Source organism: Rhizobium changzhiense (assembly GCF_013087625.1).
Classification (GTDB): Bacteria; Pseudomonadota; Alphaproteobacteria; order Rhizobiales; family Rhizobiaceae; genus Rhizobium; species Rhizobium sophorae.
Genome location: NZ_JABFCQ010000004.1, coordinates 248,183 through 260,794, shown reverse-complemented (window position 1 = coordinate 260,794; position 12,612 = coordinate 248,183). Strand labels below are relative to the sequence as shown.

Annotated in this window: 17 protein-coding genes and 1 pseudogene; 14 read left to right on the top strand and 4 right to left on the bottom strand. The window is 61.9% G+C overall.

What is annotated here, in order from left to right:
* Positions 1 to 76 precede the first annotated feature (76 nt).
* The 6 genes from G9X68_RS21440 (at position 77) to G9X68_RS21415 (ending at position 4,227) form a co-directional block, all read left to right on the top strand.
* The gene (locus tag G9X68_RS21440; protein WP_171604139.1) at positions 77 to 874 is read left to right on the top strand and encodes an APH(3') family aminoglycoside O-phosphotransferase; all 798 of its coding nucleotides are present in this window, start codon (positions 77 to 79) and stop codon (positions 872 to 874) included.
* Between the two features lie 79 nt (positions 875 to 953).
* Entirely contained in the window at positions 954 to 1,760 is an 807-nt protein-coding gene (locus G9X68_RS21435; RefSeq protein WP_171604138.1) for an AraC family transcriptional regulator, read from the top strand.
* An 83-nt stretch (positions 1,761 to 1,843) separates the two neighbouring features.
* Positions 1,844 to 2,740 carry a DMT family transporter gene (locus tag G9X68_RS21430; RefSeq protein WP_171604137.1) on the top strand — a complete coding sequence of 299 codons (897 nt, stop codon included), beginning with the start codon at positions 1,844 to 1,846 and terminating at the stop codon, positions 2,738 to 2,740.
* Between the two features lie 3 nt (positions 2,741 to 2,743).
* Positions 2,744 to 3,436 carry a B3/B4 domain-containing protein gene (locus G9X68_RS21425; RefSeq protein ID WP_171604136.1) on the top strand — a complete coding sequence of 231 codons (693 nt, stop codon included), beginning with the start codon at positions 2,744 to 2,746 and terminating at the stop codon, positions 3,434 to 3,436.
* Between the two features lie 83 nt (positions 3,437 to 3,519).
* Positions 3,520 to 3,918, top strand: coding sequence for a DUF427 domain-containing protein (locus G9X68_RS21420; protein WP_171604135.1), 399 nt, complete (start codon positions 3,520 to 3,522; stop codon positions 3,916 to 3,918).
* Between the two features lie 75 nt (positions 3,919 to 3,993).
* Positions 3,994 to 4,227, top strand: a complete 234-nt coding sequence (locus G9X68_RS21415) for a DUF6894 family protein (protein WP_129419781.1) — start codon at positions 3,994 to 3,996, stop codon at positions 4,225 to 4,227.
* Positions 4,228 to 4,398: 171 nt separating this feature from the next.
* On the opposite strand, the gene G9X68_RS21410 is transcribed toward G9X68_RS21415, so the two are convergent.
* Positions 4,399 to 4,644 (bottom strand): DUF6894 family protein, encoded by a 246-nt coding sequence (locus G9X68_RS21410; RefSeq protein ID WP_168255513.1) that lies wholly within the window; start codon positions 4,642 to 4,644, stop codon positions 4,399 to 4,401.
* 132 nt (positions 4,645 to 4,776) lie between these two features.
* On the opposite strand from G9X68_RS21410, the gene G9X68_RS21405 reads away from it, so the two are divergent.
* The 3 genes from G9X68_RS21405 to G9X68_RS21395 all read left to right on the top strand — a co-directional run bounded on the left by G9X68_RS21405 (position 4,777) and on the right by G9X68_RS21395 (position 7,527).
* Entirely contained in the window at positions 4,777 to 5,496 is a 720-nt protein-coding gene (locus G9X68_RS21405) for a Crp/Fnr family transcriptional regulator (protein WP_017961399.1), read from the top strand.
* A gap of 135 nt (positions 5,497 to 5,631) precedes the next feature.
* Entirely contained in the window at positions 5,632 to 6,852 is a 1,221-nt protein-coding gene (locus tag G9X68_RS21400; RefSeq protein ID WP_171604134.1) for an MFS transporter, read from the top strand.
* A 3-nt stretch (positions 6,853 to 6,855) separates the two neighbouring features.
* Complete coding sequence (locus G9X68_RS21395) at positions 6,856 to 7,527, top strand: DUF922 domain-containing Zn-dependent protease (protein WP_171604133.1); 672 nt, start codon at positions 6,856 to 6,858, stop codon at positions 7,525 to 7,527.
* Between the two features lie 65 nt (positions 7,528 to 7,592).
* On the opposite strand, the gene G9X68_RS21390 is transcribed toward G9X68_RS21395, so the two are convergent.
* The gene (locus tag G9X68_RS21390; protein WP_244956231.1) at positions 7,593 to 8,336 is read right to left on the bottom strand and encodes an HAD family hydrolase; all 744 of its coding nucleotides are present in this window, start codon (positions 8,334 to 8,336) and stop codon (positions 7,593 to 7,595) included.
* Between the two features lie 214 nt (positions 8,337 to 8,550).
* Between G9X68_RS21390 and G9X68_RS21385 the strand changes: the two genes are divergently transcribed.
* From G9X68_RS21385 to G9X68_RS21370, 4 genes are all read left to right on the top strand, one after another.
* The gene (locus G9X68_RS21385) at positions 8,551 to 8,904 is read left to right on the top strand and encodes a DUF1428 domain-containing protein (protein ID WP_168309896.1); all 354 of its coding nucleotides are present in this window, start codon (positions 8,551 to 8,553) and stop codon (positions 8,902 to 8,904) included.
* Positions 8,905 to 8,982: 78 nt separating this feature from the next.
* Positions 8,983 to 9,405, top strand: a complete 423-nt coding sequence (locus G9X68_RS21380) for a secondary thiamine-phosphate synthase enzyme YjbQ (protein WP_171604132.1) — start codon at positions 8,983 to 8,985, stop codon at positions 9,403 to 9,405.
* A gap of 169 nt (positions 9,406 to 9,574) precedes the next feature.
* On the top strand, positions 9,575 to 9,877 hold the full coding sequence (locus tag G9X68_RS21375; RefSeq protein ID WP_171604131.1) for a hypothetical protein: 303 nt from the start codon (positions 9,575 to 9,577) through the stop codon (positions 9,875 to 9,877).
* Between the two features lie 177 nt (positions 9,878 to 10,054).
* A complete protein-coding gene (locus G9X68_RS21370; RefSeq protein ID WP_171604130.1) occupies positions 10,055 to 10,417 on the top strand; it encodes a hypothetical protein in 363 nt (120 codons plus the stop codon).
* Positions 10,418 to 10,813: 396 nt separating this feature from the next.
* Here the strand turns inward: G9X68_RS21370 and G9X68_RS21365 are convergent, their stop codons facing one another.
* On the bottom strand, positions 10,814 to 11,554 hold the full coding sequence (locus G9X68_RS21365; RefSeq protein WP_171604129.1) for an SIMPL domain-containing protein: 741 nt from the start codon (positions 11,552 to 11,554) through the stop codon (positions 10,814 to 10,816).
* Positions 11,555 to 11,749: 195 nt separating this feature from the next.
* On the opposite strand from G9X68_RS21365, the pseudogene G9X68_RS21360 reads away from it, so the two are divergent.
* Positions 11,750 to 12,194: pseudogene (locus tag G9X68_RS21360) on the top strand (GNAT family N-acetyltransferase).
* 99 nt (positions 12,195 to 12,293) lie between these two features.
* Here the strand turns inward: G9X68_RS21360 and G9X68_RS21355 are convergent.
* The gene (locus G9X68_RS21355) at positions 12,294 to 12,440 is read right to left on the bottom strand and encodes a hypothetical protein (protein ID WP_171604128.1); all 147 of its coding nucleotides are present in this window, start codon (positions 12,438 to 12,440) and stop codon (positions 12,294 to 12,296) included.
* Positions 12,441 to 12,612: the final 172 nt, after the last annotated feature.

Here is a 12,612-nt window from a genome sequence, read left to right as displayed (position 1 = left end):
TATGCAGAGCGATCGCGCCGCTTGCGCTGTCCCGTCTTGTCGGGATAGTTCGCCAGCATCAATGGCTCTAGATATCATGTCGATTTTCCAAGAGGATCAACCGCCGTCGGCGGACGCGCTTGATGCCCGTCTGGCCGGTTACCGGTTCGAACGCGATGCACTCGGCCGCTCCGCCGCAAGTGTCTTCCGGCTGGAAGCTCTCGGATTGCCGACGCTTTATCTGAAGGTCGAAGAGGTCGGTCCTTTTGGCGAACTCGCCGATGAAGCAGCCAGGCTTCGCTGGGTCAAGGCTTCCGGTCTGTCCTGTCCTGGTGTCATTGCAGAGGATAGCGACGGTGCGCACAACCGGCTGCTGATCAGCGCGCTGCCCGGGAGTGACCTCGCCAGCGCACCGGTGCTGACGCCGCTTGCGCGGGTTGAACTGCTGGCGGCGGCACTTCTTAACCTGCATCGCCTGCCGATCGCATCCTGCCCGTTCGATCATCGGCTGGAGAGGCGTATCGCGGCGGCAAAAGCGCGGATGCAGGCCGGCATCGTCGACGAGGCCGATTTTGACGAGACGCGGCTTGGAAAGAGTGCTGAGGCCTTGTTTGCCGAACTTGAGCGCCAGAGGCCGGACGGCGAAGATCTCGTCGTTACCCATGGCGACGCCTGCCTGCCGAATTTCATCGCGTCGGAAGAGGGATTTTCGGGCTATATCGACTGCAGTCGTCTCGGCGTCGCCGACCGCTATCAGGATATCGCGCTCGCCTGCAGCAGCGTCGCCCATAATTTCGGCGAGGCGCTGGTGCAGCCCTTCCTCGAACGTTACGGATTGACGGCGCCGGATCCGGCAAGGCTGGATTATTATCAGCTGCTCGACGAATTCTTCTAGGCAGGCATTCTCGCCGCCACGATTGCGTCATCTCACTGCGGCTGGCAGAGTGGCTGGCGATCGGACCTGCGGACAGGTGATGGCGAAGAACCAATTCAGGATGTTGCGCTCGGCGCTATCAGGCGTCGAAGCGGTGGCGGCGCAAACGCATCACAGCTTCGCGCGCCACACCCATGAGCAATTCGGCATCGGCCTGATTTCCGCCGGTGCGCAGTCATCGCTCAGCGGCCGCGGCATGGTGGAGGCCGAGGCCGGCGACATCATCACGGTCAATCCGAACGAGGTGCATGACGGCGCGCCGATCGGCGAAGGGCGGTCGTGGCGCATCCTCTATTTCGATCCCGCCATCGTCAGCGGTCTTTCACGAGAGATCAGCGAAAGCGGGGCAGGGCGATCGGAAATCCCGCATCCTGTCATCCGCAATGCGGCGATCGCCGCCCGCTTCGAAACGCTGTTTGGCGTGGTGACCGGCGGCGGGGCGGCGGATGGGTTGTTCTGCGAGGAACTGCTTCTGCAACTCGTCGCCGACGTCATGCGGGAGCGCTCTGGTACCGAAGAGCGGCCACTTGTGCCGGCGTCGATCCGCGCGGCCCGAAACCTGATCGACGACGACCCGCTTGCCGCCGTCTCGCTTGCCGATCTCTCCAGGGAAAGCGGGCTCAGCCGCTTCCAGGTGCTGCGCGGTTTTGCCAAGGCGACCGGATTGACGCCGCATGCCTATCTCGTCCAAGCCCGCATCCATATCGCCCGCCGGCTGATCGCTCAGGGCATGCCGCTTGCAGAAGCTGCCTTTGCCAGCGGCTTTGCCGACCAGAGCCACATGACGCGAGTCTTCGTGCGCAAATACGGTCTTTCGCCGCGGCTTTATGCCGGCGCCTTTCTCTGAGCAGCTGCTTTGCACCTGCAATTTCGTTCAAGACCCCGACCGTCTCCTGCTGTTTTCTCGGCGCATCCAACAGGAGACGCTGAATGTCGAGGCAGGTTCAAGGTTATGTCTATCTGGCGCTGGCCATGCTGACTGTGGGAAGCACGGTCGTCGCCAGCAAACTCATCGCATCAAGCCTGCCGCCGTTCAGCGCCACCGCATTGCGCTTTGCCATCGCCTTTCCCGTCTTTCTTCTGCTGATGTGGGCGACCGGCGCGCGGCTGCCGAAACTCTCCAGAGAGGACCGCCTCATCCTTGTCGTTCAGGCGGGGGCCGGCAGCGTCGGTTATACGACGCTGCTGATCTCCGGCCTCAGCCTGACCTCGGCAGCCGATGCCGGCGTCATCATCGGCACGCTGCCGGTGGTGTCGGCCGCAATCTCCATCCTGCTGCTTCGCGAACGGCCGCAGCGTGCCCTGCTTCTGGCCGTGGCGCTTGCGACGGCAGGCGTGCTCTCGATCGCCTGCACACCGGATGCGGCCGGCGGATCGCTCGCCGGCAATGCATTGATCTTTTGCGCCGTCGTCTGCGAAGGATTGTTCATCCTGCTGAACAAACGGCTGAAGACGGAGGTTGCGCCGCTTGCCCTGTCGACGCTGATGGCCGGCATCGGCTTCATTGTTGCCGCCATCCCGGCTATTTTCGAAGCGCCTTTCGCAGATGGTATTTCGGCAAGCGCTGTCGCCGCCGTCGGCTATTATGCGGTGGTGCCGACCGTCGGCGGATTTCTGCTGTGGTATGCGGGGGCAGAAAGGGTGAGCGGCACGGAGGCCGCTCTCTTCACCGCGCTGGCTCCAGTTTCCGCCGTCATGCTTGCCTTCATCATCCTTGGCGAGCCGGTCGGGCTCAGCCAGATCGCCGGCATGGCCTGCGTGCTTGCGGCCGTGCTCGGGCTTGCCTTTGCCGGGAGCCGTAGCGCGAAACTTGCCGGAGGGAGATAGACCATGCAGTTCAGCCATTCCGATGCCATGCGGCAGGCCTTTCCGGAACTTCGCGCCGGCGCGCTCCATGGCGACGGCATCCATGCGGATGCCGATGTCGAGGCGGTGATCGCAAGCTTCTACGCGATCGCCGAGGCCCGGCTGACGCAAGCGCAGGAAGGCGAATTCCCCGAAATTCAGGCCTGGCGTCGCGGCTTTTCCCGCATGGGGCTGAAGCCGACGCAATATCGCTGCGCTTCCGAGGCGTTGTTGCGCCGATTCCGCCTGGAGCATGCGCTGCCGCGTCTGCATCCGCTTATCGATCTCTGCAATGCGATTTCGCTCGCCTTCGCCATTCCGATCGCTGTCTTCGACGCTGAAAAGATCGCTGGCGATCTCGAGGTCCGGCGGGCCAGGGGCGACGAGACCTATCTGACCTTCGCCGGCGAAATCGAACATCCGGAGCCGGACGAGGTGATCTTCGCAGACGGTGCGGGAAACGCGCATGCGCGGCGCTGGACGAACCGGCAGAGCGGGCTTTCGGCCGTGCGGGAGACGACGCGCTCGGTGCTGATTGTTGCGGAGGCCCTGCATGTTTCCGCCGGTGAGGATATGGGGAAGCTGGTCGCCACAGTTGCGGATGTGCTCGCGGGGCATTGGCCGGTGGCACCCAAAACGGCGGTGCTGAGCGTGGAATCGCCGCGTTTCGAATTCTAAACGAAGGTGGTATTCGAGGCCTTGGGCCGGCGGCATCGCCGCCCTATCTCCATGGGGCCGATATCTCCTGGAGACGAACCACCATGTCAGACAAGTCGATCAAGATTCCGGGGCCGGACCATCCGATCACGGTCGAGCACAATCCCTCCCGTGTCGTCGTCACGCTTGGCGGCAAGACCATCGCCGACACCCACGACGCACTGACGCTGCGCGAGGCCTCCTATCCGCCGGTGCAGTATATTCCGCGGAGGGATGTGGACATGTCGCTGCTTCAGCGCACCGACCACACCAGCCATTGCCCCTATAAGGGCGATGCGTCCTATTACAGCATCATTCCGGGCGGCGACCGCTCGAAGAATGCCGTCTGGACCTACGAGGCGCCGAACGCCGCGGTCAGCAATATCAAGGACCATCTGGCCTTTTACCCCGACCGCGTCGACGGCATCGAGGAAATGGCCTCTCCGGAAGCCGGCACCTTCTGACGACGTGCATTGAATCAGTTCCGACGGAACATGTTTGCCGCCGGGCCGTTAGGCTCGTCTAGCGGGGGATGTGTCGTGCCGAAATTCTACTTTCAACTTTTCGATCGGGATGGTGCCGGGGCGACCGAGACGGGATATGATTTCGACTCTATCGAGGCTGCCAAAGCAGAGGCGCGGCGCGTGCTCGCGGAGATGGCCGCCGAAGGCTTGCCGACCGCGCCTTTGAATATGATGTCGGTGGAGCTCTTCGATGAAAGCCGGCGACCGCTTGCGGAAATCCGGTTGATTCTCGAGGAAATTGCGAAATAGCAGCCACAGGCATGCCGGCCTTTGAATTGCTTGTCGATCGCGCCAAAGCAATCGAATGACTATGTCAAATTTAATTGCTGGCCATGAAGGCGGGTCTTAGCGTCGCGTCGCAATCGACCGAGTCGGATTGATGCGTATGTGTGACCGGCGGCAGCCCTTAAACGGCTGCGGCTATCGTAAGACGTCGAGCCATTCATTGCTGAAGACGAGGCTGGCAACCGTGACCGGATCGCCACTCTCGTTGCGAACGGTGACGGCGATGATCGCGCGATCACCCGCAGGCAATTCGTCACGGGCCACATCCAGCAGGATGCGGGTCACTTCTTTCGGAATGTCTTCACGAGATCTGAGCTCGGTGCCGTGCTCATCGCGCGTGGGACCTTCCCCGTTGTGTAGATCGAAATAGTAGCGAGCCATGTTTTTTCCTGCGCGTCACAGGGGAAATCACAGATGAAGACAATTGTTCCCGAGGCTAGGCATTGATTCTTATAGAAAAATATAGGTCGCATCGAAATCGGTCGGGCTCCAGCGATACCGGTGGGCAAGCCCGTGATTGAATCCCTGCTGCTCAACCTTGGAAGCCGCGATGTGTTGTCGGCCGAAGAGGAAAGCCATCTCAGAGCCATCATCGTCAAAGACAGGTATTTTGCTGCCGGGGAGGATCTCGTCTCCGAAGGAAGCAGGCCTGGCTACAGCACGCTGCTGCTCGATGGTTTTGCGGCGCGCTATAAGGTGATGGCCGATGGCAGCCGCCAGATCACCGCGCTGCATGTCGCCGGCGATTTCGTCGATCTGCATGCTTTCCCGATCAAGAAAATGGATCACGGGATCGTCGCGCTGTCGTCCTGTCATGTCGCCTTTGCCGATCACGCCGATCTCAAGGCGATCACCGAGGGCATGCCGCATCTGACCCGGCTGCTCTGGCTCGATACGCTGGTGGATGGCGCCATCCACCGCGAGTGGATTGTCGCCATGGGCCGGCGCTCCAAGCGCGCCCATATCGCCCATCTCGTCTGCGAACTCTTCGTGCGGCTGCAGGTGGTGAAGCGGACGCGCGGCGCAAGTTTCCAGTTTCCGTTGACGCAGATCGAGATGGCCGACGTGCTCGGCGTTTCCGTCGTCCACCTCAACAAGACGCTGCAGGCGCTGAGGCGCGAGGGCGTGTTCACCTGGGAGAACCGGACGATCACCATCGTCGACTGGGAACGCCTGCAGGAAATCGCCGAATTCGATCCCGGCTATCTCAGCATCTCCAGGGAACCGCGCTAAAACTGAGGCATCACACAATCCGGTGACACCAGCTCATTGCGATTGACAATTCGCCCATTCGGGCAGAACACCGCTCCGACCTTGAAAACTCTTATAAAGGCTGGCGGACCCGCGCTGCCGGCCGGTGACATCGCAATGGACATATCCCAAGGCCCGGGGAGCGTTCTTCGCCACCCCGGCTATCTGAACTTCGCCGCCTCCCGCGTCTTTTCCTCGCTTTCCTTCCAGTCCATTGGCATCGCCATGGGGTGGATGATCTACGATCAGACGCACAGCGCCTTTGCGCTCGGCCTCGTCGGCTTGTGCCAGTTTCTCCCGATGGCGGCGCTGACCTTCGTCGTCGGCCATGTCGCCGACCGGTTCGATCGGCGGCGCATCGGACTTGTCTGCCAGTTGATCGAGGCGGTGACGGCGCTGGTGCTGGCGGTTGCCACCTGGCAACAATGGCTGACATCGGCCGGCATCCTTGCCGCCGTCACCGTGCTCGGCGCCGTCGTCGCCTTCGAGCGCCCGACCATGGCGGCGCTGCTGCCGAACATCGTGCCAGCCTCGATGCTGCAGAAGGCGGTTGCAACCTCCACCTCGCTTATGCAGACGGCGCTGATCGTCGGCCCCTCGCTCGGCGGCCTGCTTTATGGCCTCCACCCCGTCGCGCCCTTTGCCATATCCGCGCTGCTCTTTGCCGTCGCAAGCTTCAACGTCATCTCGATCCGGATGCAATGGAGCCCTGCCAAGCGTGAGCCGGTGACGCTCGCCTCGGTCTTTGCAGGCGTCTCCTTCATCCGCAGCCGGCCGGTGATGCTCGGGACGATCTCGCTCGATCTCTTCGCGGTGCTGCTCGGCGGCGCGACTGCGCTGCTGCCGATGTTCGCCAGCGATATCCTGCATGCCGGTCCCTGGGGGCTCGGTTTTCTCCGCGCTGCCCCGGCGGTCGGCGCGCTCGCCATGTCGATCGTGCTCGCCCGCCGGCCACTGAGTAGCAATGTCGGGCGCAAGATGCTTGCCGCCGTCGCCGTGTTCGGCGTCGCCACCATCGTCTTCTCGCTTTCGACCAATATCGCGCTTTCCGTGGTCGCGCTGTTCGTGGTCGGCGCGTCCGATACGGTCAGCGTCGTCGTGCGCAGCTCGCTGGTGCAGCTTCTGACGCCGGACGAAATGCGTGGCCGCGTCAGCGCCGTCAACTCGCTGTTCATCGGCACCTCCAACCAGCTCGGCGAATTCGAATCCGGTATGATGGCGGCAGTCCTCGGCCCCGTCGCCACCGGCGTTGTCGGCGGACTCGGCACGATCGTCGTCGTCGCCCTGTGGATGCGGCTCTTCCCCGATCTCACCAAGGTCAAGACGCTGCAGGGCTAGCACATGCATGACGCGTTGAAAGCGACGACCGCTCCCGCTAGGTTCGGCCCGAAACATCATTCGGCGGAGCCGCGCGTGACAACAAATTTTCTATCCTGTGTGCTTGCGGCGGTTTTCGCGTCGGTGCCGGCTGTGGCGTTGGCCAATTGGCAGGCGGTCGAAGAGGTACGGCCCTATTCGATATCAGGCACATCGGGGGCCGGGCTCTATGCATCGATCGGCGAGCGTGGGCCGAAGACCAGTGGCTTCGGCCGGGCGATCGCGCATACGACGTTCAAGCTGACCTGGACCAGGAAATACGAATCGCAGGGAAATGCCTGCGTTATCGTGACCAACCGTCCGAAGCTCATCATCACCTATACGCTGCCGAAACCATCCGCCGAGCTGCCAGCCGCCGTGAAGAGCAGCTGGGAGGGCTTCATATCAGGGGTGCAGGCGCATGAGCGGGTGCATGGCGAGACCATCAAGGAGATGGTCAAGGAGATCGAGGCGATGAGCATCGGCCTCACCGTTGCCGACGATCCCGATTGCAAGAAGATCAGGATCGAGCTGACCCGGCGCCTCGGCGAGATCTCCCAAAGACAGCGCCAGCGCGGCCGCGACTTCGACAAGATCGAAATGGGTGACGGCGGCAATATCCAGCAGCTCATCCTCAAGCTGGTGAATGGGCCCTGAGGGGGCCGAAGCGGATAACGGGCGACCTTCTCCGGGCGGGGCCTGGCAAGCCTCGGGTGCGCCTATCAGGCCGCAGCCAAATGCATAGGCGTCACCTTAGGCGCGGGCGCTTCGTCGCCATCAAGCCCTCGGTGAGTGCGTTCAGATCGCGGACAAGGGCTATCAGCTGCGGCAGCAACTCTATTTGATACCGCGGCGAGGGCAGCGAAGCCGGCCAGGCGTTTTTCGGGCCGAAATAGACGGCATGCATACCGGCGTTCTCTGCTCCAACAATATCGGCCTCGGGGATTGTCACCGACGAAGAGACAGCTGTCGACGGGCAGGTGGAGACGGCCGACAGCCAGCTCGAAAATTTCCCGTTCCGGTTTACGAAGGCCGATATCTCCTGAAATGACCACCAGGTCGAGCCCTTCGTTCAGTCCCGCCGCCGCGATTTTCGGTCGCTGAACATTGCCTTCGCCATTGCTGACGACGCCGACTAGAACGCCGTATTGCTTCAGCGCCGAAATGGTCTGTTTTGCTCCTGACATGGGAACAGCCATGCCGGGATACACTGTCTCGAAGTCGCGGAAGAGGGCCTCAGCAAGCTCGCCTGGAAGACCGAATGTCTCCACCAGGCGCGGATAAAGATCGCGCTTTCTTACCAGGCCGGCCTTCTCCAGCTGCAGGAATTCAGCGATGTAGCGCTGTTCGTCGACGCCGTGCTCACCAAGACGAAACCGCTGATATTGGAGCGGCAGGAAGGTGAGGACGGTAGCGGTCTTGTCGATGAGGGTCTCGTCAAGATCAAAAAGGACCGCTCTAATCATGGTGTCCCGCCCAATGCTTACTGGAAGGATTGTTCTGCAATGCCGGTAAAGCGGAAAATCGGATCGGGGTCAAACCTCACAAATCGAGTGAACGATCGACAGCGGCGCAAGCCAGAGATGGCAAGGCAGTTGAGCGCTTCGTCCCTGGACCTGCCTGGCCGCCGTCCTATCTCCTCCGCCATAACAAGGCGCAGATACGCAAAGGAGGAGCGAGATGTCCTATGTCGATGGTTTCATCGTCGCTGTGCCGAAAGCGAATATCGAGGTCTACAAGGAATTCTCGACCTTCGCCGGCTCGATCTGGAAGGAATATGGCGCGCTCGAATATGTCGAATGCATCGGCGATGACGTGCCCTATGGCGAGTTGACCTCCTTTCCCCGCGCCGTGCAGGCGAAGGAGGACGAGGTGGTGGTGTTTTCCTGGATCGTCTACGGCTCGCGCCAGGAACGCGACGATATCAATGCCAAGGTGATGGCCGATCCCAGGCTCAAGGGCGACCAGTGGCAGATGCCGTTCGACGGCAAGCGGATGATCTACGGCGGCTTCGAGACGCTGCTCAAGCTCTGATCGCCCGGGCAAGCTTGACTTGCGCCAAGCAGCGCGCCAACTCGCGACCCAGATGTCATCTCGAAGCAGGAGAGCGCCTTGCCCCAGACGATCCTCACCTTGTCCACACGCGGACAAGGCCTTTACGAATTCACCCACCAGGCGGAGGCCTTCGTCAGCGCGTCGGGGCAGGAGGAGGGGCTTCTCACGGTTTTCGTGCGCCACACATCCTGCTCGCTGCTGATCCAGGAAAATGCCGATCCCGATGTGCGCACCGATCTTCTCGCCTTCTTCCGCCGCCTCGTGCCGCCGGCCTCCGATCCCGAGATGGGCTGGATCGTGCACAGGGCCGAGGGGCCGGACGATATGCCGGCGCATATCAAGGCGGCGCTGACGCAGGTCACGATCGGCATTCCCGTCGCCAGGGGGCGGTTGATGCTCGGCACCTGGCAGGGGCTCTATCTTTTCGAACATCGCGACCGGCCGCACCGGCGCGAAATCGTGCTGCATCTCAGTCCCTGAACATCGAAGAAGAGAGTCGATGATGCCGAAAACCGCTGACGTTTTCGGCATCATGCTCTTGTGAATGCAAACTGAATGCGCGGTTCGAACGCCATTCAGTTTGCGGAGTTTACTGTCTAGACAATCCCTGAAGGGAGAGCTTGGGAATACCAATCGACGGAGACACAACATGACGCATTTCCTGACCAAGGCTTCGCTTGCCGCATTGCTCGCCCTCTGCTCCATTCCGGCCACTGTTTCCACGGCCGCCGCCGGACCGCAGACGAGCTTTATCGTCGAGGCGCAATACCATCGTCCGATCCGCGGCTGCTCACCGATGCACGCTGTGCGCAAGGCGCGTGATTTCGGCCTGCGGAGAGCCCATATCACCCGCATGTCGCCGCGGGTCGTCGTCGTTGCCGGGCGCGACCGCCGCGGCTGGGACAGGATCACCTTCGCGAATGTCCGCGGCTGCCCGCTGATCCGGCGCTGAGGACTGCGGCCGGAGGCGCCGATGCGGCGCTTCCGGTCCGTTTTTGCCTTGACGCTGACACTTTCAGCCGTCTCTTCTCTGACCTGTATGAGTGATTCCCAAATGACGCTTCGGCGTCATGCGGAGTAATGGGAGGGCGGCTCGACCGGCCCGACTTTCAAACGAAAAGGTTTTTCGATGATGCAGTTTCTGGCAAAGGCGGGTCTTGCCGTCATGCTGACAGCCGGCACCCTGGCCGGTACGGTGGCCCCGGCCGCCGCACAGTTGAATATCATTATTGGCGAGCCGGACCGTGGTCCGCCGCAGGATTACCGCCGTCCGCCTCCGGGTTATGACCGTCCGCCTTCAGGCTACGGCCGCCCGTCGCGCGGCTGCAATCCGCAGCTTGCCGAAAACCTCGCCCGGGATTACGGCTTTCGCCGCGCCCGGGTTGTCGACATCACCCCGCGCCGCGTGATCGTCCAGGGCTGGACGCGTCGCGGCCCGGATGAAATGAGCTTCGGCAATGTGCGCGGTTGCCCCGCTCTGCGCCGCCGCTGATATCAAGTAGAATACCGCCTCGTCTCCCCGATGCGGCGGCCAGAACCGCCTTTGCCAGTCTCCCCGGATCGGCAAGGGCGGTTTTCTTTCTGCGCTTAGTTTGACTGCGCTCTTTCCTCCGGCATCATCGTGGGTCCTGTGGCACGGCTGTCCGGTTGGCGCCAATGGCTGCCCCTCACCCTAACCTCTCCCCGTAAAAACGGGGCGAGGGGACGTGCCCTGCGAGAGCGAGCGGGGAACGGAGAGGGCGCGGCATTGTCCCTTCGCCCCGTTTACGGGGAGAAGGTGGCGGCAGCCGGATGAGGGGCTGGCATCGGCGTTCTCTTGGGCCGAGGAGCAGAAGGTGACATTGAAACGAGCGCCGCGCATCTGAGAAGACACGCGGCGCTGCAATGTTTACTGCTCGATGGCGAAGGTCACGGTGACGCTGACATTGTAATTGTTCTCGCCGCCCTGGACGGGAACGGCAGCGTCGGAGGCCTCTTTCATCATCGTGGCGCGATAGACCGGCTGCGGCATGGCGCGCGGCACATTCTCGTTGATCTCGAGTATGCGGCCGAGCTTGACGCCGGCGGCTTCGCTCAGCGTCTTTGCCCTCTTGACGGCATCGGCGACGGCGGCCTTGCGTGCCTCTTCGATCGCGGCGTCCGGCTTGTCATTGGTGAACTGGATTTCGCCGCCCTGGTTGATGCCGAGGGTGACGGACTGGTCGATCACCGCGCCGAGCTTGGCGAGATCGCGCAGCCTGACGGTGACCGAATTGATGGTCTGGTAGCCGATCAGCTGCGGCTGCTGCTGCTGGCCGTCGACCGGCTGCGGATAATTGTATTGCGGCTGGATGGAAAAGCCGGATGTCTGCAGGTCGCGCTCAGCGATGCCGCCGCTCTTCAGCGCGGCAAGAACGTCGTTCATCGCCTTGTTGTTCTCATCGAGCGCTTCGCGGGCGGTTTTCGCCTGCTTGACGACGGCGAGATTGACGACGGCCATATCGGGAGCGACGGACGATTCGCCATCGCCGGTCACCGAAATCACCGGCTCGCGCGGCTTTGCTTCCTGTGCGAAGGCGGGCGCTGCGGCGGCAAGCGGCAGCGCCAGAAAGGCGGTCATCAGGACAGTTTTGGTATAGATCGGCGCCATGTTTTCATTCCTTGGTTGTCGTTTCCCGGAAGAGCTTTCTGTCGGTTGATTGTGAAGCTATTACGGCGGAAAAGACAGGCGCATGCGCAGCGAGAGAAAAATCTGCGGGGTGCATGCATTGGAGCTTGAATCAGGAGGATGTCCGCCGACCTTAAAACCGAAACGGCTGGACCGGAACCGATGGCTCGCTATCATATGGCGATCATCGACGACGAGGAAGCAATGTTCGAAACGCTCGATCCCGTCCCGTCCGAGGTCGCCACCGCGATTTCCGATGGCCTGAACGCCTTCAATGAGAGCGCTGATCAGACGCGAGGCCTTCGCCATCGTCTGGCGGGAGAATGGAGGGCTTGCCGGCGGGATAACGGCGTCCGTTTCCTTCTCGGTTCTTTTCATCGGCAATTTGTGGGTGGCGCAATCGCTGCGCCTGAGCGGCATCGGCCGGAAGCTGATGGCGGCGGTGGAAGAAGAAGGGCGCCGCGGCGCCGCCGTCGTGGCCTGCGTCGACACGCTCTCGACCCAGGCCCCGGATTTTTACCCGAAGCTCGGATATGTCGAATTCGGCAGGGTCAGCGGGTATGCGGGAGGCCGGCCCGTTGACCGGATCTGGTTCCGGAAGGAATTTTCCGCCGCAACTTGATCAGAAGCCGCTGGCGGCTTCCTGTCAGATATCGACTGAAATGACATTGGAGGAGGTAATCGCGGGACAGACGAGTCTGTTGACTCGCCAATTGTCCTGCTAGGCGCCGAAATCGTCCATGAAGGATGGGTGGATAGCGGGCTTGCGCTCTTCGCGTGCGCCGCGAATGCGCTGGGGAACCGCACCGAGACCAGCGACGAAGCGGGTCAGGAGATTGCGGTTGAAAAGTTTCTGTATGGCACTCATGGCAGTTCACTCATTCTTTTTTTTGTTAGCCGGCAGCATATATTTTGCCCAGGCTGCCGTAACAATGGGCAATTTAGCATGACAGTTATGCGACAGTGCATGGCTGGGGCAGGGGCTGGCCTAAAAGATGATCACATTGACGTTAGAACGGGCCGCCGAGGGCGGCCGGCCG